The sequence below is a fragment of the uncultured Caldilinea sp. genome (genome assembly GCF_937128415.1).
Lineage (GTDB): Bacteria > Chloroflexota > Anaerolineae > Caldilineales > Caldilineaceae > Caldilinea.
The window spans coordinates 38,691-65,357 of record NZ_CAKZMJ010000065.1 but is presented as its reverse complement, the minus strand read 5'-3'; the positions used below and the strand labels follow the sequence as shown (position 1 = coordinate 65,357).

Here is a 26,667-nt window from a genome sequence, read left to right as displayed (position 1 = left end):
TATTGAAACAGGATAGATTTCTGAAACAGGATAGATTTCGCAAAAATATCGGGATTTAATGTTCAGTATAAACTAAATCGATTTAGGTGTCAAGCGATCTTGCCTAAATCGATTTAGGGACTCCCTTATGCAGTTGGTTTGGTTTCTGGGGCTCTAGATTTTTAACAAATGCGAAGACGCCGTTCCCTCGTAGGGGCGGCTCCCAGCCGCACACTCGTCATGGCCCGCAAGGTCTTGGGGAATGCAAGGAAGCGCTGCTACAAGCAGCGCCTACGCATTGCCAGCATCCCTTGTGAAATTCCCTCCGGCTTCCCGAAAGGTTGCATTCTCCGAGAAGGCGTCATCGAACTGCGTAACATGAATGGGTAAGACTTTTTTGTGCTTGTCGCAAGCTGGTCGCCGCCTATATAATGGACGCATGGAAATCTCCTCCCGCCGCATGCAACGCGAGATTCGCCGTGCAACGGCGCGCGCCGCCGGCGCACGCATGGTTCAACCGATCCACGCGCTGCCTGTCTACCAACTGGTCGACGAGGAGCGCGTGGCGCTCATTCATGACCGCTCGATGCAGATTCTGGAGCAGGCGGGGATTGCCTTTTACGACGCAGAATCATTGCAAATTCTGCGCGCCAACGGCGCCAGGGTGGAGGGGGAGATTGCGTATTTCGACCGCGATCTGGTGTCGGAGTTTCTCAAGCTGGCGCCGCGTCAGTTCGTCCTGCAGGCGCGCAACCCCGCCAATAACGTAGTCATCGGCGGCGACTATATGACTTTTCTGCCGGTCTACGGCCCTCCGTTCGTGCGCGATCGGGCGCGCGGCCGGCGTGAGGCGACGCTGGCTGACCTGCAGAATTTCATCAAGCTCACTATGATGACGCCGTATCTCCATCATCAAGGCGGCGTGATCGTGGAGCCGATGGACCTCCCCTTCCACACGCGGCACATGGACATCGTCTACGCGCACATCAAATATGGCGACCGCGGCTTCATGGGCGCCAGCACGGAGGCGTACACCGCCGCCGATTCGCTTGCGATGAGCCGCATCGTCTTCGGCGAGCGCATGGACGGCCCGGATCCTTGCATCTTCTGCACGATCAACGTCAGCAGCCCGCGACGACTGGATGAGAAGATGCTCGGCACCATCAAGGAATTTGCGCGTGCGCGACAGGCGGTGATGGTGACGCCCTTCATTCTTTCCGGCGCCATGGGGCCGGCGGCGATCGCAGGAACGGTGGCGCAGCTCAATGCGGAGGCGCTGGCCGGCATCGTCTTCACCCAGATGGTGAACCCAGGCACGCCTTGCATTTACGGCTCCTTTCAGGCCGTCACCGACCTGCAGTCCGGCGCCCCGGTCTTCGGCGCGCCGGAGAGCCAGCTTTCGCTCTATCTGAGCGCTCAGATGGCGCGCCACTATGGCCTGCCCTTCCGCAGCGCAGGCATGTACGCCAGCTCCAAAATTCCCGACGCCCAGGCTGCCTACGAGTCGATGATGGCGATGTTGCCGGGTGTAATGGCGAAGGTGAATCTGGTCCTTCACGCTGCGGGCTGGCTGGAGAACGGCCTGGTGGCCGGCTATGAAAAATTCGTGCTCGATTGCGAAATATTGGGCATGTTGCACGCCTATCTCAAAGGCGTGGACTGGTCGGAGGAAGGGTGGGCGATGGAGTCCATCCTGCATGAGGTGCCGCCGGGCGGCCATCACCTCGGCACTGCGCACACGATGCGCAACTTTCGCACGGCGTTCTATCGGGCCGAGCTGTTCGACTATAGAGCGGCGGAAGCCTGGGAGATGGCCGGCGCTTTGGACAGCGAGGCGCGTGCAGCGCAGAAAGTGCAGAAATTGCTCTACGAGTACGAAGCGCCGCCGCTCGACCCGGCGATCGATGAGGAGCTGCAGGCCTTCATGGCAAGACGCAAGCGAGAGCTAGGTTAAGAGGCGCGCAGCGCCGCCTTGCGCCCTAGAAAGTAGCCAAGCCCAAAAACCAGGGATAAAAGGCTGACGGCGCCGAGCATGGTCGGCAGGCTTGCGCCGAGGCGCTGCCATAAGCTCTGAATCTGTTGCCGCCGTTGACGCTGCAAACGCCGACGTTGATAGGTGTCCTGCAGCGAGCGTGAAAGCTCTTCGCGGAATCGCGCGTCGGGCGCAATCAACGGAGCCTCGCTTTCAGTCCATCGTCGCTCATCCATGATCCTACGCATCCTTATGCGCCTCCGGGAGATCGGCCGTAGAGTGCGCTGTTGTGGCGGAGGCGCCCCAGCCACGCGCCTCGAGGTCTTTGCGCAGTGCGCTCAGCGTGCGAAAGTAGAGCGACTTGATGGCCGCTTCGCTTTTGTTCATCAGCTCGCCGATCTCGAGATTCGACAGCGTTGTATTGAGCTTATAAAGGAGCAGGTTGCGCCGCTCCTCCGGCAGGCGATTGATGGCTTCCCACAGCTCCTCGCGCTCGGCCTTCGCCTCTACGGCCAGGTCAGGCCGCATCTCATCGTGGCTGCGCCACCATAGCTTTTCTAATGAAAACACCTGGCGACGGCTATGGTCGCGATGCCAGTTGGCGACCAGGTTGTGCGCAATGCGGAAGAGCCAGGCGGAGAAAGGCAGTCCGCGGTCTTCGTAGGTGTCAAGTTTTTCCAGGGCGCGGTGAAAGGTGCGCGCCGTCAAGTCTTCAGCGTCCTGGACATTGCCGACGCGATGATAGACGTAGGAGTACACGCGATCGACGTACAGCTCATAGAGCTGGCCGAACGCTTCCGGATCGGTGCGGGCGCGCTCCACCAACGCAGCTTCCTCTTCGGGAGAAAGTTGGGCAATTCCAATTTGTGGCTGCGTTTCGCCGGTTTCTCTTTCTGCAGAAGCGCCTGAAGAGGTTGCATCCTCCAGGTCTTCATGGATCGAAACAGGAACGCGCGGGGTATAGGTGAAAAACTTTCCTGGCCACTTCAGTGACATCGACGCGACTTTGGAATTGTGCACCTGAAACAAACCTCTGCGTATTTTTATTCTCGCGCAAAGCGTTCTTCTGGACAAATTATCTGTTTTGCGCCTGCTCTGACGAACAAATGGACAATCAAACTTGGCAATCGACGAGCCATCGACTACGCTGAAGGGAAAACAGAATCAACGCAAAAAAGAAGTGGACATCTCTGGAATCATGAACGCCATCGAAACAGACGCCCTGGTCAAAATCTACTTTCCTAAAAACGGCGAACCCATCGAAGCGCTGCGGGGGGTGAGTCTTGCTGTGAGGCGCGGAGAGATCTACGCCCTGCTCGGCCCCAACGGCGCCGGCAAGACGACGCTGATCTCCATCCTGACGACGTTGTTGACGCCCACCTCCGGCCGGGCCGTTGTGGCCGGTTTCGATGTCGTCCGCGAGACCCCAGAAGTGCGCCGTCGGCTGGGCGTCACCTTCCAGGAAATTGTCCTGGACGCCGACCTGACCGGCCGCCAGGCGCTCGATTTTCATGGGCGTCTGTATGGGCTGGACAGGCGCACGCGCTCGCAACGCATCGAGGCGCTCGCCCGCCTGGTGGAGCTGAACGATGCGCTCGATCGGAAGAGCGCCACCTATTCCGGCGGGATGAAACGTCGGCTGGAGCTGGCGCGCGGATTGCTTTCCAAGCCGCAGGTGCTCTTCCTCGATGAGCCGACGCAGGGGCTCGATCCCCAGAATCGCGTCGCCATCTGGCGCTACATCCGCAGGCTGCGCGAGGAGGAGGGTGTCACCCTGCTGTTGACCACGCACTCCATGGAGGAGGCGGAGGCGTTGGCGGATCGCGTCGGCATCATCGACCAGGGGCGTCTGCTTGTCGAGGGCGCGCCCGCAGAACTGATTGCACAGATGGGCGCCGATGTCATCACGTTGACCGGCGCAGGCGACGCAGGATGCCTGACGGAGCAGCTGCAGCGACTTCCCTACGTGTCGCAGAGCCTCGCCCATGTGCACGAAGGGGCCGACGGGCCTATCGTCAACGTTCAAATCGGCGTCGACAGCGGGGAACGCCGGTTGGCGGAAGTGATTGCGGCAGCGCTCGCCTGCCAATTTCACGTGCAGCAGGCGAAAGTCAACCGTCCCACCCTGGGCGACGTCTTTCTTGCTTACACGGGGGACCGCCTGCGCGATGAATGAGCTCTACGCTTTATTCGCAAAAATCGTCGATTCATACTACACTACGGGTGGATAGGCAAGGCGAAACCGTAGCCGATAGATAAGATTGCGTTCAATCCAATCGATCAAAACTTCAAATTCAAAAGGAGTTTATTCCCATGAGCGAAATCATATATGTGCACGCGCGTGAAGTTCTGGACAGCCGCGGCAATCCCACGGTGGAGGTCGAAGTTGGACTGGACAGTGGGGTCACCGGCTCGGCGATCGTGCCCAGCGGCGCCAGCACCGGCGCAAACGAGGCGCTGGAGCTGCGCGACGGCGACAAGAAGCGCTACGGCGGCAAAGGCGTGCTCAAGGCGGTTGAAAACGTCAATGAGGAGATCGCCGAAGAACTGATCGGCATGGATCCCACCGAGCAGGTCGCCATCGACGAGCTGATGTTGGACCTCGACGGCACCGAGAACAAAAGCAAACTGGGCGCCAATGCCATCCTTGCCGTGAGCATGGCCGTGGCGAAGGCCGCAGCCAACGATCTGGGGCTGCCGCTTTATCGCTATCTGGGCGGCGTCTATGCGCGCACCCTGCCCGTGCCGATGATGAACATCCTCAACGGCGGCAAACATGCGGTCAACAGCACCGATTTCCAGGAGTTCATGGTGATGCCGGTGGGCGCGCCGACCTTCGCCGAGTGCCTGCGCTGGGGCGTGGAAGTCTATCATAGCCTCAAGAAGGTGTTGCACGACGGCGGCTACGCCACCAACGTGGGGGACGAAGGCGGCTTCGCCCCGAGCCTGGGCGGCAACGTCAAGGCGGTCGAGGTGATCCTCAAAGCGATCGAGCAGGCGGGCTATAAGCCCGGAGAGGATATCTTTATTGCGCTCGATCCCGCGGCCAGCGAGCTGTATGACGAGGAGACCGGCCTCTACACCCTGGAGATCGAAGGGCGCAAGCTCGATCGCGGCCAGATGGTGGATCTGTGGGAAGACTGGGTGAACCGCTTCCCGATCATCAGCCTGGAAGATGGCATGGCCGAGAACGACTGGGAAGGCTGGGCGCTGCTCTCGCAACGCATCGGTCACAAAGTGCAGCTTGTCGGCGATGATCTGCTGGTCACCAATGTGAAGTTCATTCGGCGCGCCATCCAGGAGAAGGTCGCCAATGCGCTGCTGATGAAAGTGAACCAGATCGGCTCTCTCACCGAGGCGATCGCCGCCATCGAGATGAGCCATCGCGCAGGATGGGCGGTCGTCACCAGCCACCGCTCCGGCGAATCCGAAGACGCCACGATCGCCGACATTGCAGTGGCCTTCAACACCGGCCAGATCAAGACGGGCGCGCCGGCGCGCAGCGACCGCGTCGCCAAATACAATCAGCTTTTGCGCATCGAGGAAGAACTCGGCGATACAGCGATCTTCCCCGGCCTGCAGGCGTTCCCGCATTTACGTCGATAGGCAAAGAAGAAGGGGGTGGGAGTTTCCGACCCCCTTCTTGCCGCCGGATGCGCCGACAGGCAAACGTCTGAGAATACGCAACAGGCAACACGCAGAAAAGGACGGCTGTATGCAAATCGCAGGGGGAACTTTCCTGGTGACGGGCGGCGGCTCCGGGTTGGGGGCGGCGACGGCGCAGCGGTTGGTGGGTCGGGGCGGCAACGTTGTGCTTGTGGATGTGAACGAAGCGGCAGGCGAGCATCTGTCCACCGAGCTGGGCGACCGCGCGCGCTTCGTGCGCGCCGACGTCACTGCGGAAGAGGATGTCAAGGCTGCGATCTCGACGGCGCTCGATGTGTTCGGCGCGCTTCATGGCGTCGTCAACTGCGCGGGCGTCGCCATCGCCGAAAGGGTGCTGGGCAAGCGCGGCGTGCACGACCTCGGCTCGTTTGTGCGCGTTGTTCAGGTCAATCTGATCGGAACTTTCAATGTGGTGCGGTTGGCCGCCGAGGCGATCGCGCGCAATCAACCGGGGGAAAGCGGAGAGCGCGGCGTGATCGTCAACACGGCGTCGATCGCAGCCTTCGACGGTCAGATCGGACAGGCCGCATACGCTGCGTCCAAAGGGGGCGTCGCTGCCATGACCTTGCCGCTGGCGCGCGATCTGGCGTCTGTGGGCATCCGGGTGATGACAATTGCTCCTGGCGTCTTCGCAACGCCGATGCTGGCCGGCCTGCCGGAGGCGGCGCAGGCGTCGTTGGCGCAGCAAGTTCCTTTCCCACAGCGCCTGGGACGGCCGGAGGAGTTTGCGGCGCTGGCGGAGCACATCATTGAAAATCAGATGCTCAACGGCGAAGTGATCCGGCTGGACGGCGCCATGCGCATGGCGCCCAAATAGCAGCTGTCACTCCCGCCCGAGGATTTCCATCCGATCATTTCCATCCGATCATTTCCATCCGATCATTTCCACCCGATCATTCCCACTCGATCGTGGCCGGTGGTTTGCTGCTGATGTCATAGACGACGCGGTTGACGCCAGCCACTTCGTTGACGATGCGATTGCTGACGCGCGCCAGCAGATCGTAGGGCAGCCTGGCCCAGTCGGCGGTCATGAAATCATCCGTCACCACCGCGCGCAGCGCCAGCGCATCGGCGTAGGTGCGGCCATCTCCCATGACGCCCACCGAACGTACAGGCAACAGCACGGCGAAGACCTGGCTGGTTTGCCGATAAAGGCCGGCTGCGCGCAATTCCTCCAGAAAAATGCTGTCGGCGTGGCGCAGCGTCTCCAGTCGCTCCCACGTCACCTCGCCCAGACAGCGGATCGCCAACCCGGGCCCGGGGAACGGGTGACGCCAGACGATCTCTTCGGGCAATCCCAACGCCTCGCCGATCGTCCGCACTTCATCTTTGAAGAGCATGCGCAGCGGTTCGATCAGGCGGAAGGTCATGTCTTTGGGTAACCCTCCGACGTTGTGATGCGTCTTGATGGTGCGCGCGTGCTGGGTTTCTGGATTGCCGGCTGATTCGATCACGTCGGGGTAGAGCGTTCCCTGCGCCAAAAAGGCGGGCGTCTCCACGCCCCACTGGCTCGCAAGTCGCGCGGCCTCCCTCTCAAAGACGCGCACGAAGCGCTCGCCGATGCGTTTGCGCTTCTGCTCTGGGTCTGTGACGCCGGCCAGGTCGGCGAGAAAATCTTCGCTGGCGTTGACGGCGATCAGCCGCATTCCCTGATGACGCTGGAAGGTCTCGACCACCTGCTGCGCTTCCCCTTTGCGCAACAACCCATGGTCCACGAAGATGCAGGTCAGCCGATCGCCGATGGCGCGATGCACCAGCGTCGCCGTCACGGCGCTGTCGACCCCGCCGCTCAGCCCGCAGATCACATGTCCTTGTGGGCCGACCTGTTGACGGATCTGTTCGATGCTCTCCTCGATAAAGTTGCCGGCCGTCCAGTCGCCGCTGCAGCCGCAGATGCGCTTGACGAAGTTGGCGAGGATATCTCGTCCATACTGGGTGTGGGCCACTTCGGGATGAAATTGCAGGCCGTAGAGACGGCGCTTTTCGTCGGCGATCGCCGCCAGCGGAGAGTTGCCGCTGTGCGCCACCGCAAGGAAGCCTTCGGGCAACTGTTCGACGCGATCGCCGTGGCTCATCCACACCACGAATTCGGAGGGCAGCTCGGCGAAAAGAGGGCTTACGGGCGCTCCTTGCGGCCCGGTGACGTGGATGGTGGCGGCGCCGTACTCTCGCTCGCTCGCCGGCGCCACGCGTCCGCCCAGCGCATGCGCCAGCAGCTGCAGACCGTAGCAGACGCCGAGCACGGGCGCGTTGAGCTTGAGCACGACGTCCGGCAAGGTGGGAGCGCCCGGATCGTAGACGCTGTTCGGCCCGCCGGAAAGAATGATTCCCTGCGGACGCAAACGAGGCAAGACCTCGTCCGCTCGATCCCATGGCACAATCTCGGCGTATACGTTCGCCTCGCGCACTCGACGACAGATCAGCTGCGTATATTGGCTGCCGTAATCGATCACGGCGATAGTCTGATGCTGCATGATTCCGTCCCTGTCCTTAGGCCGACGTTTTGAACTCACACGTTTTTCAGCGTAGCAGATCGCCGTGCGCCGTGCAAACGAAACCAGGTGAAAAAGCGCGAGATTCTGTTCAAAAAGAGGTGGATGAGAATTTGGTGTAAAGTTGAAAGAATTGTATACTTGTTGGATAGGGTGTGCTGAATCACGCGCCCGGTACAGCGGTGATTTGGCTTCCCTCTCTGAGATGCAATGCATCCAGAGGCTACGGAGGCGAGGCATTAAGTCGTCTCAAAGAGTTGACCACACATGTTTATGAAGGAGTACCGATGAGTATTGCCAAAACACAAAAAGCTCAACTCATTCAGGAATTTCGGTTGAGCGAGAATGACACCGGCTCGCCGGAAGTGCAGGTCGCCTTGTTGACGACGCGGATCAACGCCCTGATCGAGCATCTCAACAAGCACAAGCACGACGAAGGCTCGCGCCGGGGATTGCTCAAGTTGGTTGGTCAGCGCAGGCGGCATCTTGCCTATCTAAAACGGAAGGATGCCCAACGGTACCAACAGTTGATTCAGCGTCTGGGATTGCGGAAATAGAAACCAAAAGGGCGAGGCGGTCGAGAGACGCTCGCCCTTTTTGCAATAGCCGTCATTCCCGGCGCAGAGACGCAGTCATGGTTTGTTTGTGAAAATCAGCAGGTCAGGGGTTTGAGTGAGCAGAGAGCGTAAGCGGTGAACCGCAACGGCTGCGAGGTCCGGCATTGGAGAGCGCCTCCAACTTTGCACGGTTGGAGTCGCTCTCCAGTTCCGCACCTCGCCCGACTCCTTCTCTGCAGCCGACCTCTGACAAACTGCTGACGGTAGGTGCAGCATTTTCGCGACAGCGTCGATGAGACCTGCGCGGCTGCTTTTGTTTGTTTCAAGAGGTGATTATCTATGCAAATGTTTCAAGGCACACAACTCTTCACTGCAGAGGTGGGGGGGCGGACGCTCGCGATTGAGTCCGGTCTGCTAGCCCCTCAGGCGGGTGGCGCCGTCACCGTGCGCTACGGCGACACCGTGCTGCTGGCGACCGCAGTCATGAGCAAAGAGGTGCGGCCCGGCCTGAATTTCTTCCCGTTGACGGTCGAATTCGAGGAGCGCCTATACGCCGCCGGTCGCATCCCGGGCAGCTTCTTCCGGCGAGAAGGCAAGCCGAGCGAACAGGCGATCCTGATGTCGCGTCTGGTCGACCGCCCCCTGCGCCCGCTCTTCCCAAAGGGGATGCGCAACGAAGTGCAAGTGATCGTCACGGCGATGGCCACCGACGGTCAAAATCTGATGGACCCGCTGGCGATCATCGCCGCCTCCGCCGCACTGCATGTCAGCGACATCCCGTGGAATGGCCCGATCGCTGCGACCACCATCGGCTTCGTTGACGGCGAATTCGTCGTCAACCCGACGGCGGCGCAAATGGAGCACAGCAGCCTCAGCCTGGTCGCCGCCGGCACAGAGGACAACATCCTGATGGTGGAGGCCGGCGCCCACGAGATGCCCGAAGACCTGGTGTTGGAGGCGCTCAAGCTTGCGCATGAGAACAATCAGATCGTGATCAAAGCCATTCACGAGTTGCGCGCTGCGCTCGGCAAGCCCAAGGCGCCGGCGTCGATCTTCCTGCCATCTCCAGAAGTGGAAACCGAGGTCGCCACCCTTGCCGTCGACAAAATTGCTGCGACGCTTGAGCAGGGGCTGAGCAAGGTTGAACTGAACAACGCGCTAGACGCCATCAAGGCCGAGGTCAAGGCCGCCTTCGCAGAGCGCGTGGCCGAGGGCAGCGTCTCGGAAATCGAAGTCGATGACGCTTTCGAGTCCGTCCTGAAGAACGTCATGCGGCGGCGCATCCTCGAGAAGGGCATCCGTCCCGACGGTCGCACGACCACGCAGATTCGCCCCGTCAGCGTGCAGGTCGGCAATTTGCCGCGCGTGCACGGCTCCGGCCTTTTCATGCGCGGGGAGACGCACGTGCTCACCATCGCCACGCTGGGCACGCCGGCCGATGCCCAGCGACTCGACTCGCTGTTGCCGGGCGAAGAGAAGCGCTATATGCACCACTATAACTTCCCGCCCTACAGCACCGGCGAGGCGACCCCGATCCGCGGACCCAGACGCCGCGAGATCGGGCACGGCGCATTGGCGGAGCGGGCGTTGGTTCCGGTGATCCCGGAGGATTTCCCCTACACGCTGCGGCTGGTGAGCGAAGTGCTCAGCTCCAACGGCTCGACCAGCATGGGCTCCGTCTGCGGCAGCACGCTGGCGCTGATGGATGCAGGCGTGCCCATTACGGCGCCGGTCTCCGGCATCGCCATGGGGTTGGTTCAGGACATGGAGACCGGCGAATATCAGATCCTGAGCGACATCCAAGGCATGGAAGATGCCCTGGGCGACATGGATTTCAAAGTCGCCGGCACCGAGCACGGCATCACGGCCTTGCAGATGGACCTCAAGATCAAGGGGCTGGATTTCGAGATTCTGCGGCGAGCGCTGGAACAGGCGCGCGAAGGACGTCTGTACATCCTGAGCAAGATGTTGGAAGTGTTGCCTGCCCCGCGGCCGACGCTCAGCGTCTACGCCCCGCGCATCCTGTCTTACCACATCGACCCAGAGAAGATCGGCAAGTTGATCGGCCCTGGTGGAAAAACCGTGCGCGGCCTACAGGAACAGTTCAGTGTCAAGATCGACATCGAAGAGGATGGCACCGTCTACATTTCCGGCGAGGGCCTCAACGCCGAGCAGGCGTTGGTCGAAGTGCAGCGCATGACCGAGGATGTTGAAATCGGCAAGATTTACACCGGCACAGTTGTGCGCGTTGAACCGTACGGCGCATTTGTGAACATCATGCCGGGGGTCGACGGAATGGTGCACATCAGCCAGCTTGCCGACTATCGCGTCGAGAAAGTCGAGGATGTCGCCAAGCTGGGCGATGAGCTGACCGCAATGGTGATCGACGTGGACCCGGGCGGCAAGGTGCGGCTGAGTCGCCAGGCTGTGTTGGAAGGATGGAGCGTCGAGGAGGCGCGCAGCCGAGATCGCAGCGCCCGCTCGCGCAGCAGCGAGCGCGGCGACCGGGGCGAGCGCGGTGAACGCGGCGAGCGCGGCAATGGCCGCAGCGGCGACCGTCGCGAACAGCGGGGCGGCGGCCGCAGGCGATGAATGAAAGGGAGGAGGCGCACTCAAGCGCCTCCTCCTTCTTATATTGACCTCATTTCAGCGATTCTCTTCCATCCAGGGAAGCGCCATGGAATTTGACAGATAACTCACGTTAAACACTTCGGTGACTCAGTCGGCGTCAGCGCTTGTGAATTCCTCGTCCCCTCACTTTGACCGCCGAAGGCGCCGCGAGCATGCGAGCGCGATGGTTCACCACTAAGACGCCAAGACACAAAGGACACTCAAAAGAGAGGAAAGACATCAAGTCCTCATATTTCTTGGTGTCTTTGTGGGAGGGGTCCGGCCAGAGGTTGAAGAACCGAGACCCTGTTACGAGGGCTGATCGACCAGCGCAGACCGGCCTTCAACCTCCGCTCCGTTCGAGGAAGCCGAGCGTGGAGAGGGGTGAGAGTCGACCTCGCCCTTGCCGAGAGGCGCGGGGGAGGCCGTCGCCTTTTCTTCCGATGCAGGCGATTGGTCCTTCTTTTTGGGCCTCATTGCGCGCTGCTTCTCCAGATCGCGTCTTGTGAATTTGCGGCGATACTCCTGCGGCTTGGGCTCTTCAAGCAGGCGGCCGCCAAAGGGAGGGTAATCCAACAGTTTGGCGTGCACGTAGCTGCCGATCACGCGAAAACTGGCCGCAATCGGCGGCGCCAACAGCGCGCCGAGGATGCCGCCGGTGGTCAACCCCACCGCCACGGCGCAGATGACGACGATCGGGTGCAAATTGACGCTGTCGCCAATGATGCGCGGCACCAGGATGTTGTTCTCCAGTTGCTGAATCAGGAAGTAGATGCCAACGGTGATCAGCGCAAAGCCCAGGTTGTTGATGCCCAGCTCTCGCATGACGTCGCTGCCCTGGATCAACGCCACGATCACCGCAGGGATCATCGCCAACACCGGCCCCAAGTTGGGCACCACCTCGAGCAGGCCGGCAAGAATGGCGAAGATCAAGGCGCCGGGCATGCCCACCAACGTTAAGGCGATATAGGTGGCGACGCCCACGACGACGCCCAGGATTAACTGGCCTCGGAGGAACGATCGCCACACGCGCGCGATGCGGCGCAGCAGATCGGCCAACTCTGAGCGATAGGAGGGAGGAAAGAGGTCCTGGATGTACGCCTGAATACGCGGCGCGTCGATCGTCATGTAAAGGCTGACGAAGAAGGTCACCAACAGGGCGACAAAGACCGAAAAGATGCCGCCCACCACGCTGAAGGTGCTTCCCACCAGCGTCGTCGTCGTGCTCAGCACGTTCTGAATATAGCTCAAAATGTCGCTGACGGAGGGAATGAATTGAATTTGCTGCGCGTTTTGCTGAAGTTGCAGAAGAAATTCGCCAAGCGGCAACGTGAAGCCCAGCACGACGATTTCTTCAGGCAGCGTGCGCATCGCCTCATCCGCCCACAGAATAACGGCGCGGGCGGTGGCGGGCACGTTAAAGTTCGCCAGCGCTCGCAGCTGGTCGATGAGCGCCGGAATGAAGATGATCGGCAGCAGGATCACCGCCAACAGCAACAACAAATAGACGATGATCGTGCTCACGGCGCGCGGGATTCTGAGGCGTTCCGCAAAATTGACGACAGGGCTGATCAAGTAAGAGATGATCGCGGCCACGAGAATGAGAGGCAGAATCTCCCGGCTGAGATAGATCACATAGACAAACGCGACCAGCATGATGACCAATACCAAGCGTTTGGTGGCCAGATCCCAGCTTGAGTCGCCGCCCGGCTGTGTGACCGCCTCGATGGCGGCCACCAGCGACGCTTCAGGGTCGCCCTTGGGAAGCGCTCTCGGAGCTTCGCTCTCCACCTCAGCGCTGGAGTAGCCCGGCTCGATGTAGTCGTGACTGAGTGCTTTCTGATTCACTTCGCTCATGGTTGCATGAACCTTTCGGCGCATCGAGCGATGCAATTTTGTGGGAGTTCTTGATCTCGTCGATAACGCCGATGCAGTTCGCCCATCTGCCAGGATTCCCTGATTCACCCAAAATCTTGCGGCCCATTGAGAGCGCGCAGCTCCCAGCCGCACCCCCATCACCGCCTGTTTGCTGAATCTGCTCCATCGATAGGCGGATTCAGCCGCGTCATTTCTACAATTAAAAAACCCGCAGAGCCAATGGCAGTCGCGTTTCTGCACGCCTCCTTATCTGATTCAGAGCATTATTGTCCGCTCCGACCGGTGATCTGTCAACCGAGCACCGTTCGTATCACGCGCAGCCAGTTTTCTCCCAGCAGTTTGCGGATCACTCTGACGTCGTGGCCGCGCTCGACCAGTCGTTGGGTGATGAGCGGATAACAGGTGACGTCCTCCACGCCGCGCGCGGGGGTGCAACCGTCAAAGTCGCTGCCCAACGCCACATGATCTGGCCCGACGACGGAGAGGATATGTTCGATGTGCGCAATGATGTCGTTGATCGTCGCCTCCGCCGGATTCTGGCTGTTCAGAAACGCATCGACGAAAGTGACGCCGATCACGCCTCCCTTCGCCGCGATCGCCTCCATCTGCGCGTCGGTCAAGTTGCGCGGATGGTCGCATAGGGCGCGCGCGTTGCTGTGGCTGGCGATCACCGGCTGCTGGCTGACGGCGAGCACGTCCGCCACGCCGGCAGGCGAGAGATGGCTGACGTCCAGCAGAATGCCCAGGCGATTGCACTCTTCCACCACCTGCACGCCGAATTCGGTGAGGCCGCCGTTGGTGCGGCTTTCCGCCACGCCGTCGCAGGCGGCGTTGCGATAATTCCACGCCAGCCCCAGGTTGCGCACACCCAGCCGATAGAATTGGCGGAGAACGCCGATGCTGGCGTCGAGCGCCTCGGCGCCTTCCAACCCGGCGATGCCTGCGACCTTGCCTTCGGCCTGGGCGCGCAGAATGTCGTCGGCGCAGCGGGCAAGCACGAACTGGTCGGAGGCCCGCTCGGCGAGGAGATGAAGCTGGTCAAGGCGCTCCATGGCGTGAGCGACGGCGCCGTGACGTTGGTAGGGAACCGGCACGTAACAGGCGAAAAACTGCACATCGACGCCCCCCTCGCGCAGCCGCGGCAGGTCGATATGCCCTTCGTTCGAGCGCTCGCCCAGCCAGCGCCCGCGTTCGAGCTGGTCGCCGATGCTGTCGCAGTGGGCGTCGATCACCAGGGCGTCGAAGTGTAAAGACAAAAATGCGTGCGTCATGAGGCCCTTCGTTTCTGTTTGCTGAGGCTTTTGCGGCTGAGATGAAACGGCAACCCCTGTTGTTCGATGAACTGTTGAAAGAGTGCATAGAACTGTTCGCGGTCGTTCTGCCGGAGCACGGCGACGGCGTCGGCGCTCTCAATGGCGTAGGGATACCCCCCGGCGCCGACGATGCATTCCCCCAGAACGCGCGCCACGACTTCGTCTCCGCATCCGCTTTCCACCACCCAGCGCGGAACCTCAAGCCGCGCCGGCGGTCGATCCATCGCCAACCGGATGTAACAGAAGGCGACGTCCTTGTAGAACTCCGCCAGGCCGGACTGGCTGAGCGGGTCGTTGCGGGCGCAGATAAAAAAGGGCGTGCGGTCGCCCCAGGCGGGCAAGAGCGGATCGAAGAGCGCGCCGTCGGTGAGGCTCATGTAAGGCGGCCCGGCCACGGTGTTGACGAGCATCACCACGTCGCGGCTGCTCGAGCTGTCGACGAAGCCGACCAGCGGCGCCGCCAGGCGCCTCGACGCTTCCAGCAGGGAGCGCACCGCGTCGAGATACCCCTCGGCGCGGCCTGGGCGCATCTGACCGGCGAAGCTAATGATGAAGGAGCCATCGAAAAAACAGAGCGACTTGCGGGCGACGCCTTCATCGCTGAGACGCTCCATCAGCGCGATGAGCTGTTCGCACTCCAACGCAAAGCGACGCTGATTGACGCGCCAGTCGGGGAAATCGCCGCTCTCCTCATCACCCAGCTCGTCCGGCGTCAGCACCTCGAAGCGCACGTCCTTCTCGTAGCGGCCGCCGGCCACATGGTAGTTGAGATACCAGCCGATCTGGACAGCGGCCACAGGCGCGGAGAGTTCTTTGCTGGGCGGGATCTGGCTGCCGTCGACCGCCGCAACGGGGTGACCCTCCAGCACGGCGAGCGCCCAACGCCGCGCTTCCTGGTGGCTCCGCCACCCCTCTCCGAGAGAAATGCGGAGAGCCTCCGCCCGATCGATTTCAGGCGTGGGCAGCGCGCCGGGCCACTCCTGCCCGCTGGCCTTCACCTGGGCGGCGATGGTCTCACTCTCCATCGCCATGAAACGGGCCAGCAGCCGGCTGCGCAGGTCGGCTTGAGCGCGCAACTCCCGCTGATATTGGGCGAATTGTTCGCGCTTTTTCTCCAGCGCATTGATGACCTTGGTGCGACTGAGCATAGACATGTATGATAGTCTCTGTTCGTAGAATTGCCAATGGAAAGAAAGGGTCATGCATGAATGCCGTCGAAGCAGTGAAATTGCCGGAAAAAGTGATGAAAGCCATCGTCGCCCACGCGCGCGAGGGCAAGCCGGAGGAAGTCTGCGGCATCGTGCGCGGGCGCAGGCTGACGGCGTTTGAGGCGGTGCGCGGGCAGAACATCGCCAACGACCGCATCGAGAACTATGAAGTCGATCCACAGACGCTGCTGCTGCAGTTCGCCTTCGAGGACGCCGGCGATGAGATGATGGCCATCTACCACTCGCATCCGGTCTCCGTGGCCTACCCTTCGGCGACCGACGCCTGGAACGCGCATTATCCGGAGTGCATCTATCTGATCTGTTCGCTGGAGTTCGACGACGCTCCGGTGTTGCGCGCCTTTCGCATGACGCCCCACTGGATCGATCTTGACCTGGCGCAGCTGCGTCGCGAGCTGCCCTTCCGCGAGGTGCGCCCGAACCTGCACGCCTATTTTCAGCCTGGGGATCGACCTGCGCCGGCGATTCTGGCGCCCCTGCTCGACCTGATTACGCCGCCCTTTTACATCGACTTCTACACCGACGCCGCAGGCGAGATCGTCGACAGCCGCGTGGTTTCGATCGTAGAGCATCCGATCGAGGTGATTCAAGAAGAGGTGATTTCATGAAGCGGTCATCGAACGGCTTCCACGGCGATCCCCCTCGTTATGAGGTCGCCATCGTCGGCGCCGGTCCGATCGGCATTGAGCTGGCGGTCTGCCTGAAGCGCGCCGGCGTCGAGTATATCCATTTCGACGCGCATCAGATCGGCTATACGATGACCTGGTGGCCGCGCAACACGCACTTTTTCAGCACAACCGAACGGCTGGCGATCGCCGGCGCGCCCATCCAGAACAACCATCAGCAGCGCATCACGGGCGAGGAGTATGTGGCCTATCTGCGCAGCGTCGTCGAACAATTTGACCTGTGCATTCACACCTATGAACCCGTGACTGCCCTGGCGCGGCGTGAAGAGGGCTTCGAGATCACGACGGCGCCGCTGGCGGGGGAGCGACGTTATCGGGCGCGGCGCGTCGTGTTGGCGATCGGCGACATGCATTTTCCGCATCGGCTCCATATTCCTGGCGAAGATCTGCCGCACGTCTCGCACTATTTCCGCGACCCCCACGACTATTTTCGTAAAAAGCTGCTGATCGTAGGCGGCAAAAATTCGGCGGTGGAGGCCGCGCTGCGCTGCTGGCGCGTCGGCGCCGAGGTGACCATCAGCTACCGTCGCCCCTGGTTCGACGAGCAGCGCGTCAAACACTGGCTGATGCCCGACCTCAAGGCGCAGATCGAGGCGGGCGCCATTCGCTTTCTCCCTTCGACGACGCCGGTCGAGATCACGCGCACGCATGTGGCATTGGCGCCGACGCTCGATGGGCAACCCATCCCCGGTGCGGCGCCGATCCTGCACGAGACCGACTTTGTGTTGTTGGCGACCGGTTTTCGCGGCGACCAGTCGCTGTTGGAGATGGCCGGCGTCGAGCTGAAGGGCGAAAATCGCGTGCCCGTCTACAACCCAGACACCATGGAGACCAATGTGCCGGGGCTATATCTGGCCGGCACCGTGGCTGCAGGCATCCAACAGCGCTACGTGCTCTTCATCGAGAATAGCCACGAACATGTCGGCAAGATCACGCGCGCCATCACCGGAGCGTGGCCGGCGGCGTTGGGCGACGTGTGCGGGCGCAACTATACGCTGAAGTTGGAAGAGATTGAGGCGAACTAAGGACTCGGCGCGCTGCGCGTCTTCCGCCGGGCGCCAGATTGCGAGCGGCTTCCGCTTGACGAAACATCCGATGCACACCATACTTGCTCCATGCACGCTGCAGTGTGCAGCGCGCCATCCTTACCCAACACGCAACATTCCTACGCAAAACACGCAACATCGGACATGGAGGAGATAGATGAGTGCGCCTTCCATTTGCGTCGTCGGTTCAATCAACCTGGATATGAACGCTTATGTGGAACGTTTCCCCCGCCCGGGAGAAACGCTGCATGGCCGCCGTTTTACGACCGGCTACGGCGGCAAGGGCGCCAATCAGGCCGTCATGGCCGCGCGCCTGGGCGCAAAGGTGAGCATGGTGGGCCGCGTCGGCGATGACATTTTTGGGCAGGATATGCGCCGCAATCTGGAAAGGGAGGGCGTCCGCACCGACTTCGTGCGGGAGAGCAAAGGCGTCTCCTCCGGCGTGGCGCTCATCACGATCGATGAGCATGGCCAGAATCAGATCATCGTCATCCCCGGCGCCAACGGGCTGGTCACCTCCGCCGACGTCGAGGAGGCCAGGGATGCGATCGCCGGCGCGCAGGTGTTGCTCTGTCAGATGGAAGTGCCGATGGAGGCGAACGTGGCGGCGCTGCGCATTGCGCGGGGCGCCGGAGCGACCACGATCTTCAATCCAGCGCCGGTGAGCAGCGAAGTGCCGGAGGAAGTCTATCGACTCTCCGACATCTTCTGCCCTAACGAGAGCGAGGCGGAGCTGCTGACCGGCGTCCCCGTGCATACGCTCGACGACGCGCGGCTGGCGGCTTCGATCCTGCTGGAGCGAGGGGCGCGCGCGGCGCTGATCACGCTGGGCGCGCAAGGCTGCCTGTACGTCGCCGCCGACCAGGAAGCGCACGTTCCGGCTCCCACAGTGACGGCGGTCGACACCACCGGCGCCGGCGACGCCTTTGTGGGCAGCCTGGCGCACTTTCTCGGCGCAGGGCTGCCGGCGCTCGAGGCCATCGCCCGCGCCAACGCCATCGCAGCCATCAGCGTTCAGCATCCGGGCACGCAGGCAAGCTACCCGCGCTGGGCGGATCTGCCGGAGAATCTACGCTAGGCTGAACTCGGTTGCGTTTCCGCCAGGAGCATAACGGCGGCGCTCCCGCGCAAACAAGTCATGCCACGTCTGTCGCTGTATTTTTCTGCGCCCACAGGGCGTGCGCCTGTTCGATCACCTTGCGCGTGTCAGGGTGGAGATGGTAGCGATCCAGCGCGTCCAGGGAGGCCCAGGCGACGGCGGCGGCGTCATCGTGTGGCTGCGCCTCGCCGCTGACCCAGCTCGCCCAGAAGTCGATCACAACATAGTGATATTCGACGCGGCCCGCCTCATCGCGGGTGATCGGCTCGAAGACGCCCGCCACATCGCCGACGGCGATCTCGACGCCGCACTCTTCGCGCACCTCGCGCTGCACGCCGGCGCTCAGCGTCTCTCCCACCTCCAGCAGGCCGCCGGGCAGCCCCCACGTTCCGGCGCGCGGAGGGCGGCCTCGCTGAACGAGCAGGACACGCCCCATCGGGTCAAAGACTACAGCCGCCACGCCCACCAGCGGTGCATCGGGATAACGACGTCGCACTTCCATAGGATCAACCCCACCCGCCTTTCAGAAAGCACGAAGTTTCTGGAAAGGCGCTTTCAATGAATTTTGTTCAGGTCCAGGCGCGGATTCGTTCGGGCAGCGCTCTCAGGTCGTCGATCACGGCGTCCGGGATGATTTCGGCGGCAAGACGAGCGTTGTCGTGGAGGACCTGTGGCCGCGTGGCGCCGCGCACCAGCACGGTCAACGCGCCCAGTTCAATCCCCCCGCGGATGTCTTCGTGCAGGCTGTCGCCGACGACCACGACTTCATAGGCAAGACACTCCCAGCGGTCAAGTGCAATTTGGAAAAACGTGGGGTCCGGCTTGCGATACTCCACGCTGGCGCTGCTCAGACAGAGGTCGAAATAGCGGCGCAGCCCCAGATAATCGACCGAACGTTGAAAGACGCGATCGCAGTTGTAGTTGGTGAAGAGCGCCAGTTTATAGCCGGCCGCCTGCAACGCTTCCAGGGTCTCGTGCACATAGGGCCTCAGCTTCCAGGCGGTCATTTCGGGCGCGTAGAAGATGTCGACCGCCTGCCGCAACACCTGCGGGTCCATGCGGCTGGCCGGATAGCCGAAAAACTGCAGCAGAAAGCTCATGGCGTCGTCGGCGAGGTGCTCCTCCTGCTCCTCCGCCGATTTTTCTTCGGCGAAGCGCCGCGCCTCGACGATCTTTTCGGCGAAATTTTCCGGCAGCGCCATGCCTACGGAGCGCATGTACGCTTCAGCGGCGCGCGCGCCCTCCATCATCAGCGCATCGTGCGGCCTGCTCAGCGTGGCGAGCGTGTCGTCGAAATCAAAGATGACGCCGCGCACCAGCGGCGGCGGCGGTGGGGCGGCGGCGCCCAGTTCATGAAAAAAGTCCTTCGTCAGGATCGAGAGGCGCTCCGGCTCGATGGTCGCCGGCTCCATTTCCGTGACAGGGCCGTAGCTCGGCGCAGGGGCGGCAGGCTCCGGCGGCGGCCCAAAGATCGCGTATAGCTCCTCTGAAGTCAGCGTGCGTCCCTCGCTGCGCGCGCGCGCCAGGAGCCGTTCTTTTTCTTCCGGCGTGAGCGGCTCCTGACCCGGACGCAGCCCGGCGTCGTCAAAATCAGATGGAGATGACGTCATGAGAGCCCCTGTCGATTGCTAAATTCCTCCGCGTGAGCGAATAACCTGCCCGGTGATCCATTCTCCTTGGTCGGAGGCGAGAAAACAGACCAGGTTGGCGGCGTCGTCGGGAAGGCCGACGCGACCCAGATAGCTTTTGGCGGCGATGGCCTCGCGCAGCGCATCGCTCATCCAACCTGTGTCGGTCGGGCCGGGATCGACGGCGTTGACCGTCACCCCGCGGCCGGCGACTTCCGCCGCCAGCGAGATGGTCATGGCGTCGATGGCGGCTTTTGTGACCGCATACGCCAACTCGCCCGGCATCGGCCCGGCGCACTGTCCGGAGGTGAGGCTGATGATGCGCCCCCCGCGTGCGCCGCGCCAGCGACGCAGAAACTCCTTGCACATCAGCACCGCGCCGCGCACGTTGACGGCGTAATGCCGGTCGAGCTGCTGGGCGTCGAGCTGTTCGATGCTTCCCGACTCGGAATGGCAGGCGTTGTTGACCAGGATCGACGGAGCGCCCAGCAGGCTATGCACGGCGTCGAAAATGTGGCGCGGAACCTCAGGCTGGCTGAGATTGGCCTCCAGGCCGTAAGCGCGCACGCCGAGCGCCCGCAGCTCGCCCAGAAGATGCTCCACTTCGCCTTCCATCGGCTCTCCGTAGGTGCGTCGGTCGTAGGGTAAAAAGTACGTGATCAGGAGATCTGCGCCGGCGCCCGCCAGCTTGCGGGCGATGGCGGCGCCGATGCCGGCGCGGCGGCTGGCGCCGGTTACGATCGCAATGCGGCCGGAAAGATCAATCTTCATGGCGCGTCAGCGGTTTGCCATCGATCACGATCTCCGCCGCGCTCTCGTCCGCCATCTGTTTATAGACCTGCGTCGTGCTCAGGCTGGCATGCCCCAAGCGCTCCTGCACCTCGCGTAGGCCGGCGCCGGTGCTGAGGAGATGGGCGGCGAAGCTGTGTCGCAACGTGTGGGGCGTCACCTGCCCTTCGATGCCGACCTCGGCCACATAGCGCTTGATGATCAGCCAGAGCCCTTGTCGGGTCAAGCGCTGGCCGCGATGGTTGAGAAAGAGCGCAGGTTCGTCGTTGCGGATCAGCAAGGCCGGGCGCCCTTGTTCCACATATTGGCGCAGCGTCTCGCGGACGTTGTCGTTGAGATGAGCGACGCGACGGCGCTTGCTGTTGGCGCTGCAAATGAGCTGACCCGTTTCCAGGTCGAGGTCGGAGATGTTGAGGTTCACCAGCTCGGTGACGCGCATGCCGGTGGCGTAGAGCGTCTCCAGCAGGGCGCGATCGCGAATCGCCTGCGCCGTCTCATAACGCCTCGGCGCAGCCAACAGCCGTTCCACATCTTCGGCTGAAATTGTGTGGGGAATGTGTTTCTTCACCTTGGGCGATTCCAACAGCGCCGCCGGGTCGTTCTCGATCATCCCGCGCGAGTGTAGATACTCGAAGAAGCTTTTGATGGCGGCCACCTTGCGCGCCACAGTGGACGACGCGTAATCGCGCGCGCGCAGGTGAAAAACATACTCCTGCATCACGCCGGGCGTCACCTGCCTCCAGTCCTCGATGCGTTCGCCGTCCACCGATTGATATTGCAGCAGGAAAGTGAGCAACTGGCTGAGATCGTTGCGGTAGGCCGCAATCGTGTTCTCAGAGGCGTTCTCTTCAAAATCGAGAGACAGTAGATATCGTTGCACTTCTTCTTGCATGCGACTCACTCTCCTGTTCCATCTTCTCCATCGACCAGCCCGTCGAGACAAGGCTCTGCGTCTCCACGCAACCGTCCTGTCAGTGTAGCATAACTTTGCATAAACAGAAACTTTTGCACTTTTGGGCGCACATTCCACCGGGTATAATGCGAATGATGAAAGCTACAGCGCGTGACGCGGCGTCGGTGCAGACCGACGGGGCATTGATGGAATTTACAGAGGCGTTTTTCTCCTGTTTTGGGGCGAGCGTCCACGTCCAATCGTTGCGAAGCTCGCGCGGCAAACGGCGCAGCTCCGTCGCCAGATTGCTCCAAATAGAACTTTCTCCGGAACTTCGCGAACATTTCGGCGCCGCTTCGCTCCGCCTGGCGTTTTGCGCCTCTCACCTGGCCGAAGCCGGAGAAGGCGTGGAGCTGGTGGCGCCCGGCAGCCGCGTCTTTGACCGCATGATGGCCTATCTGGAGCAGAAAAGTGCAGTCGCGGTGCAGCGCGCGCCGGTGCGCCACGCAGACGGCCAGGCGCTGATGTCCTCCGTCCGCCCCACCAATGCCAGCATCACGCGTCTGCGGCTTCAGGAGCGGATGCGCCTGCTCTTCGCCTTCACATGGCGCATCACCTACCGCGCCGACGACAAACGCCAGGAAATCTACACGACCTGGATGGATGAAGAAGGGCGTCTCCTTTCCCAGAAAGATGACACAGTGAAAGCCGCCAGCGGACGCCAGAACGGCGCCATCGATCTGGAGCAGCTGCTACGCGAGGCCGAAGCTGCGCCGACGGAAGGCGACGCAGCGGGCGAGGCCGCTCCGATCCGATTGCCGGCGCTGACCCAGCTCGTTCGGTTGGCCGAGCGCGCACGCACGTACGCCGTCCATCACGCCGACGTGCGCTGCGTCGAGTATGAGGCGGAAATTTTGCCGCGCCTCTACAAAGCCCTCAATCGGCTGCTCACCTACTATCAGCAGCAGATCGACGAGGCCTCGCCGGCGCGCGACCCGGAGGGCGAACGACGTCGAGCGTTGGAAGCCGACCTGCAGCGCAAGATCGCGGAGGAGCTCGAAAATCATCGGCTGTATGTCGATGTAGAGTTGATCGCCTACAGAGTGATCGAGATTCCGGTCGCCGTCGCCGAAATCACCGTCAGCAATGGCGCACATGAAAAAACGGTCATGGTCGAGCAGGACCGCTACAGCGGCGCGTTGCGGCGTCCTCTTTGTCAGGCCTGCGGCGCAGAAACGGCCACGCTGACGCTTGACCATCACGGTCATCTGACCTGCGAAGGCTGTCTGTCGATCTGCACAGGATGCAACGAACTGTTCTGCGCGAGCTGCGGCCTGGCCCCCTGTCCGGTCTGCGGCGATCAGAACTGCGAGCATTGCGGGCGCATGTGTTGGGCTTGCGGCGAACGCGCCTGCTGCCATCACCTCAGCGCCTGCCCCCTCTGCGGCGATGAAGTCTGTCACGCCTGTCAGGCCGAATGCGCAGAATGCGGCGTGCGGCAGTGCAAAAGCCACCTGCGCGCCGACTGCGTGGCGGACGCACAAGGCCAACAGCGGCTGATCTGCCCGCGCTGCGCAGTGCGTTGCCCGGGTTGTCAACAGTTCACCACGCAGATGGGAGTGTGCACCGCCAGCGGACAGCGCTTCTGCCAAAACTGCCTGGCGACCTGCGCAAGCTGCGGCCGGGTGGTTGGCCCCGGCTACTCTCAGCTCGATCCCGTCGACCGTCGTCCATATTGCTATGAATGTCTACAGGAGTGTCAGAGTTGCCGCGCATGGACGCACGAAGTCGTGACGTGCGACGCCTGCAGTCGCAGCGGATGTCGTGAATGCGTAGGACGTTGCGTCGTCTGCAACCGCAACGTTTGCGCCGAGCACAGCTTGCGCATGGCGGGATGCGGCCATCGGGTCTGCATGCGCGACCTGGAGCAGTGCCATGTCTGTCAGAGCCTGGTTTGCCCGCGCTGCAACCCCGCCTGCGCCATCTGCGGCGCTTCCCACTGTCCTGCGCACGTTGCAGGCTGCGTCCAGTGTGGTCAGGAATATTGCAGCGCGTGCGTCAATTCTGCAGGGGTGTGCGCCACCTGCGCGGCAGCCGAGGTTGAAGGCAGGCCGGTGGCGCGCCATGCGCTCGCCTGGCCGCCTGCGCCAGAGGTGAACGAGTTGATTCCTTCCTATCGCTGGCGGGTGGTCAGCAATCGTCGCTACGATATTTACATAGGGGATGGAGCGATGAAAGCCCTGGCGGTCGTCGTGGTCGAGCGTCGCCCCGAGGGCGATCGCGTGGTGCGCTGGCGCCGTTTCAGCGCGCTCGAACGGCTGCGCAACCTGTTGGGAATATGAACGCTTCCACTCGAGGGGCGACGCATCTGGCGGATTGCCATCTTTGTCCATTTCACTGCGGCGCGTTGCGCAGCGTCGCCGGCGGCGTCTGTCGCGTGGGGGCGGTCAGCTACGTCGCCAGCGAGATGATGCATTGGGGCGAAGAGGAGCCGCTGCGACCGGCGCACGCCATCTTCTTCAGCGGCTGCACGGCGCGTTGCACTTTTTGCGTCGCCGCCCGCTTCGCCTTTCGCCCCACCTACGGCGTCCCCGTGCGCGCCGAGATGCTGGCGCAGCGCATTGTGCAGCGTCAGGCCGAAGGCGCCCGCTCCGTCTGTTTCATCGGCGGCGATCCCGCGCCGCACATCCCTCTGATCGTAGAGACGCTTGCGCTGCTGGGAGAGCGTCGCACCGTTCCCGCCGTCTTCAACAGCAACTTCTATCTGACCGACGAAGCGCTTGACCTGCTCGACGGCTGGATTGACATCTATCTGCCCGACCTGAAATTCGGCCCGGCGAGCGGCCCGCAAAGCTGCGGCGAGGCGTTGGGCGGCATGCCGGACTACTGGCGCGTGGTCACGCATTGCATCGACCGCGTGACAAGACAGGGGAGCCGCGTGATTGTGCGCCATCTGCTGATGCCGGGGCACTTCGACTGCTGCACTGCGCCGGCGCTGGCGTGGCTGGCCGAGCGGCCTGCGTTGGAGGTCAGCCTGTTGACGCAGTACTTGCCCCCTGCTTCGCTGCGGGGGGCGCCGGCCAACCCGCTGAGGGCGGAGGAAATCGAGCGGGCGAGGGCGCTGGCCGCCCGCCTTGGCCTGCGCCTGGTGAAATGAAAACGCCTTTGGGCTTGAATTGAACAGCGCAGCCGGAAAAGTTTGACCAGCCCCTATCTTGCCGGTACAATATGGTGTATTTTGCATGACATGCACAGTGCACTTGCACAGAGGAAGTTCAGCGCACTGGGAATTGCGACGATCGATTCGTGAGCGAAAAGAGCCGCTGTGTTTGAAAGTTTAACGGATAAACTGCAGAGCATTTTCGATAAGCTGGCCACCAAAGGCAAGTTGTCCGAAGCGGACGTCAACGCCGCTATGCGCGAAGTGCGGCTGGCGTTGTTGGAGGCGGACGTCAACTATAAGGTGGTCAAAGAGTTCGTCGAACGCGTCAAGGCGCGCGCGGTGGGCGCCGAGGTGATGCAGAGCCTGACGCCGGCGCAACAGGTCGTCAAGATCGTGCACGAGGAGCTGATCGAGCTGCTCGGCAAACCGGCGCCGCTGAACACATCGGGGCCGCCGCCCCATGTGATCATGCTGGTGGGGCTGCAAGGCGCCGGCAAAACGACGATGGCGGCCAAGCTGGCGCTGCGCCTTAAAAAGAACGGCCAGCGGCCGCTGCTGGTCGCCGCCGACATCTACCGACCGGCGGCCATCAAACAACTCGAAGTGTTGGGCACACAGATCGACGTCCCCGTCTACAGCGCAGGTGCGCAGACGCCCGCCTCGACAATCGCCAAGGACGCCCTCAAGCTGGCGCGCGAAAAAGCTTACAACGTCGTCATCATCGACACCGCCGGCCGCCTGCAGATCGACGAGGCGCTGATGCAGGAGCTGGAGCAGGTGCGCCTGGTGACGCGCCCCGCCGATATCCTGCTCGTCGTCGACGCCATGACCGGCCAGGAGGCGGTCAACGTCGCCGAAGGTTTCAACGCCCGCGTGCCGCTGACCGGCCTGATCATGACCAAGATCGACGGCGACGCACGCGGCGGCGCAGCGTTGAGCGTGCGCCAGGTCACCGGCGTGCCGATCAAGTTCCTGGGCACCGGCGAAAAACTGCCGGACCTCGAACCCTTTGACCCGGAGCGACTGGCGGGTCGCATCCTGGGCATGGGCGACGTTCTCACCTTGATCGAACGCGCCCAGGAGACCATCAACGCCGAGACGGCGGCGGCCATGGAAAAGCGCCTGGTCGAAGGACAGTTCGACTTTGAAGACTTTCTGGAGCAGCTCAAACAGGTCAAGCGGCTCGGTCCGCTGACCGACATCCTGGCCATGATTCCGGGCATGAATCGCTTCGCCAAAGAGATCGACCCGATGATGGCGCAGGATAGCCTGAAGAAGACCGAGGCGATCATCAACAGCATGACGCTCCAGGAGCGCCGCAACCCGGACATCCTCAACGCCAGCCGGCGTCGCCGCATCGCCGCAGGCAGCGGAACGACCGTCCAGGATGTCAATATGCTGGTGAAACAATTCCGAGAAATGCAGAAAATGATGAAACAACTGGGCGTCATGGGGGGAGGCAAGAAAAATAAAGGGAAAAAGGGGCGCAGCCTTCCCAGCCAACGCAGCGGCTTTTTCCCTCCCGGTTTGAGCGATCTCTTCGGAGGGCGCTCGTGAGTTGAGTTGCTGCACCGGATGCGTTGGCGCATGGCCCGACCGCGATTCATCTTCCAAATTCACGCTCCGTCCTGCGTGCGATCCTCTATTTGGAAAGATGGAGAGGGGCGGCCA

Annotated in this window: 22 protein-coding genes; 12 read left to right on the top strand and 10 right to left on the bottom strand. The window is 62.1% G+C overall.

All coding sequences use genetic code 11. The features are described 5' to 3' along the window. Positions 1 to 418 precede the first annotated feature (418 nt). Complete coding sequence (locus Q0367_RS10330; RefSeq protein WP_298982092.1) at positions 419 to 1,933, top strand: trimethylamine methyltransferase family protein; 1,515 nt, start codon at positions 419 to 421, stop codon at positions 1,931 to 1,933. Here Q0367_RS10330 and Q0367_RS10325 read toward each other — a convergent pair. Next, the gene (locus Q0367_RS10325; protein WP_298982090.1) at positions 1,930 to 2,187 is read right to left on the bottom strand and encodes a hypothetical protein; all 258 of its coding nucleotides are present in this window, start codon (positions 2,185 to 2,187) and stop codon (positions 1,930 to 1,932) included. The genes Q0367_RS10330 and Q0367_RS10325 overlap by 4 nt on opposite strands. A gap of 4 nt (positions 2,188 to 2,191) precedes the next feature. Next, positions 2,192 to 2,947 (bottom strand): RNA polymerase sigma factor, encoded by a 756-nt coding sequence (locus Q0367_RS10320; RefSeq protein WP_298982088.1) that lies wholly within the window; start codon positions 2,945 to 2,947, stop codon positions 2,192 to 2,194. Positions 2,948 to 3,149: 202 nt separating this feature from the next. Here Q0367_RS10320 and Q0367_RS10315 point away from each other — a divergent pair, with 202 nt between their 5' ends. The 3 genes from Q0367_RS10315 to Q0367_RS10305 all read left to right on the top strand — a co-directional run bounded on the left by Q0367_RS10315 (position 3,150) and on the right by Q0367_RS10305 (position 6,434). Further along, positions 3,150 to 4,127, top strand: a complete 978-nt coding sequence (locus Q0367_RS10315) for an ATP-binding cassette domain-containing protein (RefSeq protein WP_298982086.1) — start codon at positions 3,150 to 3,152, stop codon at positions 4,125 to 4,127. Positions 4,128 to 4,264: 137 nt separating this feature from the next. Continuing rightward, the gene (gene eno / locus Q0367_RS10310) at positions 4,265 to 5,557 is read left to right on the top strand and encodes a phosphopyruvate hydratase (RefSeq protein WP_297633690.1); all 1,293 of its coding nucleotides are present in this window, start codon (positions 4,265 to 4,267) and stop codon (positions 5,555 to 5,557) included. Positions 5,558 to 5,666: 109 nt separating this feature from the next. Continuing rightward, entirely contained in the window at positions 5,667 to 6,434 is a 768-nt protein-coding gene (locus Q0367_RS10305) for a 3-hydroxyacyl-CoA dehydrogenase (RefSeq protein ID WP_297633692.1), read from the top strand. A 76-nt stretch (positions 6,435 to 6,510) separates the two neighbouring features. On the opposite strand, the gene guaA is transcribed toward Q0367_RS10305, so the two are convergent. Further along, positions 6,511 to 8,091, bottom strand: a complete 1,581-nt coding sequence (gene guaA, locus Q0367_RS10300) for a glutamine-hydrolyzing GMP synthase (protein WP_297633694.1) — start codon at positions 8,089 to 8,091, stop codon at positions 6,511 to 6,513. A gap of 305 nt (positions 8,092 to 8,396) precedes the next feature. Here guaA and rpsO point away from each other — a divergent pair, with 305 nt between their 5' ends. Further along, the gene (rpsO, locus tag Q0367_RS10295; protein ID WP_297633696.1) at positions 8,397 to 8,666 is read left to right on the top strand and encodes a 30S ribosomal protein S15; all 270 of its coding nucleotides are present in this window, start codon (positions 8,397 to 8,399) and stop codon (positions 8,664 to 8,666) included. Positions 8,667 to 9,005: 339 nt separating this feature from the next. Then, positions 9,006 to 11,258, top strand: a complete 2,253-nt coding sequence (locus Q0367_RS10290; protein ID WP_297633698.1) for a polyribonucleotide nucleotidyltransferase — start codon at positions 9,006 to 9,008, stop codon at positions 11,256 to 11,258. Positions 11,259 to 11,585: 327 nt separating this feature from the next. On the opposite strand, the gene Q0367_RS10285 is transcribed toward Q0367_RS10290, so the two are convergent. The 3 genes from Q0367_RS10285 to Q0367_RS10275 all read right to left on the bottom strand — a co-directional run bounded on the left by Q0367_RS10285 (position 11,586) and on the right by Q0367_RS10275 (position 15,621). Continuing rightward, positions 11,586 to 13,133 carry an AI-2E family transporter gene (locus Q0367_RS10285; protein ID WP_297633700.1) on the bottom strand — a complete coding sequence of 516 codons (1,548 nt, stop codon included), beginning with the start codon at positions 13,131 to 13,133 and terminating at the stop codon, positions 11,586 to 11,588. 311 nt (positions 13,134 to 13,444) lie between these two features. Then, positions 13,445 to 14,425 carry a dipeptidase gene (locus tag Q0367_RS10280; protein ID WP_297633702.1) on the bottom strand — a complete coding sequence of 327 codons (981 nt, stop codon included), beginning with the start codon at positions 14,423 to 14,425 and terminating at the stop codon, positions 13,445 to 13,447. After that, the gene (locus Q0367_RS10275) at positions 14,422 to 15,621 is read right to left on the bottom strand and encodes a DNA double-strand break repair nuclease NurA (RefSeq protein WP_297633704.1); all 1,200 of its coding nucleotides are present in this window, start codon (positions 15,619 to 15,621) and stop codon (positions 14,422 to 14,424) included. The genes Q0367_RS10280 and Q0367_RS10275 overlap by 4 nt, the downstream gene beginning before the upstream one ends. Before the next feature lie 50 nt (positions 15,622 to 15,671). Here Q0367_RS10275 and Q0367_RS10270 point away from each other — a divergent pair, with 50 nt between their 5' ends. From Q0367_RS10270 to rbsK, 3 genes are all read left to right on the top strand, one after another. Then, positions 15,672 to 16,301, top strand: a complete 630-nt coding sequence (locus Q0367_RS10270) for a M67 family metallopeptidase (protein ID WP_297633706.1) — start codon at positions 15,672 to 15,674, stop codon at positions 16,299 to 16,301. Continuing rightward, a complete protein-coding gene (locus tag Q0367_RS10265; RefSeq protein WP_297633708.1) occupies positions 16,298 to 17,404 on the top strand; it encodes an NAD(P)-binding domain-containing protein in 1,107 nt (368 codons plus the stop codon). The genes Q0367_RS10270 and Q0367_RS10265 overlap by 4 nt, the downstream gene beginning before the upstream one ends. Positions 17,405 to 17,582: 178 nt before the next feature. Further along, positions 17,583 to 18,503, top strand: a complete 921-nt coding sequence (rbsK, locus tag Q0367_RS10260; protein ID WP_297633710.1) for a ribokinase — start codon at positions 17,583 to 17,585, stop codon at positions 18,501 to 18,503. 58 nt (positions 18,504 to 18,561) lie between these two features. On the opposite strand, the gene Q0367_RS10255 is transcribed toward rbsK, so the two are convergent. The 4 genes from Q0367_RS10255 to Q0367_RS10240 all read right to left on the bottom strand — a co-directional run bounded on the left by Q0367_RS10255 (position 18,562) and on the right by Q0367_RS10240 (position 21,833). After that, the gene (locus Q0367_RS10255; protein WP_297633712.1) at positions 18,562 to 19,026 is read right to left on the bottom strand and encodes an NUDIX hydrolase; all 465 of its coding nucleotides are present in this window, start codon (positions 19,024 to 19,026) and stop codon (positions 18,562 to 18,564) included. Between the two features lie 67 nt (positions 19,027 to 19,093). Further along, positions 19,094 to 20,134 (bottom strand): HAD family hydrolase, encoded by a 1,041-nt coding sequence (locus Q0367_RS10250; RefSeq protein WP_297633714.1) that lies wholly within the window; start codon positions 20,132 to 20,134, stop codon positions 19,094 to 19,096. An 18-nt stretch (positions 20,135 to 20,152) separates the two neighbouring features. Then, positions 20,153 to 20,923, bottom strand: coding sequence for an SDR family oxidoreductase (locus tag Q0367_RS10245; protein ID WP_297633716.1), 771 nt, complete (start codon positions 20,921 to 20,923; stop codon positions 20,153 to 20,155). Beyond that, the gene (locus Q0367_RS10240; protein ID WP_297633718.1) at positions 20,913 to 21,833 is read right to left on the bottom strand and encodes a tyrosine recombinase; all 921 of its coding nucleotides are present in this window, start codon (positions 21,831 to 21,833) and stop codon (positions 20,913 to 20,915) included. The genes Q0367_RS10245 and Q0367_RS10240 overlap by 11 nt, the downstream gene beginning before the upstream one ends. A 152-nt stretch (positions 21,834 to 21,985) precedes the next feature. Between Q0367_RS10240 and Q0367_RS10235 the strand changes: the two genes are divergently transcribed. The 3 genes from Q0367_RS10235 (at position 21,986) to ffh (ending at position 26,553) form a co-directional block, all read left to right on the top strand. Beyond that, positions 21,986 to 24,175, top strand: a complete 2,190-nt coding sequence (locus Q0367_RS10235; protein ID WP_297633720.1) for a hypothetical protein — start codon at positions 21,986 to 21,988, stop codon at positions 24,173 to 24,175. Then, a complete protein-coding gene (locus Q0367_RS10230; protein ID WP_297633722.1) occupies positions 24,172 to 24,990 on the top strand; it encodes a radical SAM protein in 819 nt (272 codons plus the stop codon). The genes Q0367_RS10235 and Q0367_RS10230 overlap by 4 nt, the downstream gene beginning before the upstream one ends. A gap of 168 nt (positions 24,991 to 25,158) precedes the next feature. Further along, positions 25,159 to 26,553, top strand: coding sequence for a signal recognition particle protein (ffh, locus tag Q0367_RS10225; protein ID WP_297633724.1), 1,395 nt, complete (start codon positions 25,159 to 25,161; stop codon positions 26,551 to 26,553). The last annotated feature ends 114 nt before the right edge of the window (positions 26,554 to 26,667 follow it).

What these genes read in the sequence shown, in the direction of transcription:
- Q0367_RS10265 (WP_297633708.1), top strand. Translation starts at nt 16,298, where the DNA reads ATGAAGCGGTCATCGAACGGCTTCCACGGCGATCCCCCTCGTTATGAG.
- Q0367_RS10240 (WP_297633718.1), bottom strand. Translation starts at nt 21,833, where the DNA reads ATGCAAGAAGAAGTGCAACGATATCTACTGTCTCTCGATTTTGAAGAG.
- Q0367_RS10250 (WP_297633714.1), bottom strand. Translation starts at nt 20,134, where the DNA reads ATGACGTCATCTCCATCTGATTTTGACGACGCCGGGCTGCGTCCGGGT.
- Q0367_RS10275 (WP_297633704.1), bottom strand. Translation starts at nt 15,621, where the DNA reads ATGTCTATGCTCAGTCGCACCAAGGTCATCAATGCGCTGGAGAAAAAG.
- rpsO (WP_297633696.1), top strand. Translation starts at nt 8,397, where the DNA reads ATGAGTATTGCCAAAACACAAAAAGCTCAACTCATTCAGGAATTTCGG.
- Q0367_RS10320 (WP_298982088.1), bottom strand. Translation starts at nt 2,947, where the DNA reads ATGTCACTGAAGTGGCCAGGAAAGTTTTTCACCTATACCCCGCGCGTT.
- eno (WP_297633690.1), top strand. Translation starts at nt 4,265, where the DNA reads ATGAGCGAAATCATATATGTGCACGCGCGTGAAGTTCTGGACAGCCGC.
- Q0367_RS10280 (WP_297633702.1), bottom strand. Translation starts at nt 14,425, where the DNA reads ATGACGCACGCATTTTTGTCTTTACACTTCGACGCCCTGGTGATCGAC.
- Q0367_RS10245 (WP_297633716.1), bottom strand. Translation starts at nt 20,923, where the DNA reads ATGAAGATTGATCTTTCCGGCCGCATTGCGATCGTAACCGGCGCCAGC.
- Q0367_RS10325 (WP_298982090.1), bottom strand. Translation starts at nt 2,187, where the DNA reads ATGGATGAGCGACGATGGACTGAAAGCGAGGCTCCGTTGATTGCGCCC.
- guaA (WP_297633694.1), bottom strand. Translation starts at nt 8,091, where the DNA reads ATGCAGCATCAGACTATCGCCGTGATCGATTACGGCAGCCAATATACG.
- Q0367_RS10270 (WP_297633706.1), top strand. Translation starts at nt 15,672, where the DNA reads ATGAATGCCGTCGAAGCAGTGAAATTGCCGGAAAAAGTGATGAAAGCC.
- Q0367_RS10255 (WP_297633712.1), bottom strand. Translation starts at nt 19,026, where the DNA reads ATGGAAGTGCGACGTCGTTATCCCGATGCACCGCTGGTGGGCGTGGCG.
- rbsK (WP_297633710.1), top strand. Translation starts at nt 17,583, where the DNA reads ATGAGTGCGCCTTCCATTTGCGTCGTCGGTTCAATCAACCTGGATATG.
- Q0367_RS10305 (WP_297633692.1), top strand. Translation starts at nt 5,667, where the DNA reads ATGCAAATCGCAGGGGGAACTTTCCTGGTGACGGGCGGCGGCTCCGGG.
- Q0367_RS10290 (WP_297633698.1), top strand. Translation starts at nt 9,006, where the DNA reads ATGCAAATGTTTCAAGGCACACAACTCTTCACTGCAGAGGTGGGGGGG.
- Q0367_RS10330 (WP_298982092.1), top strand. Translation starts at nt 419, where the DNA reads ATGGAAATCTCCTCCCGCCGCATGCAACGCGAGATTCGCCGTGCAACG.
- Q0367_RS10235 (WP_297633720.1), top strand. Translation starts at nt 21,986, where the DNA reads ATGATGAAAGCTACAGCGCGTGACGCGGCGTCGGTGCAGACCGACGGG.
- Q0367_RS10230 (WP_297633722.1), top strand. Translation starts at nt 24,172, where the DNA reads ATGAACGCTTCCACTCGAGGGGCGACGCATCTGGCGGATTGCCATCTT.
- Q0367_RS10315 (WP_298982086.1), top strand. Translation starts at nt 3,150, where the DNA reads ATGAACGCCATCGAAACAGACGCCCTGGTCAAAATCTACTTTCCTAAA.
- Q0367_RS10285 (WP_297633700.1), bottom strand. Translation starts at nt 13,133, where the DNA reads ATGAGCGAAGTGAATCAGAAAGCACTCAGTCACGACTACATCGAGCCG.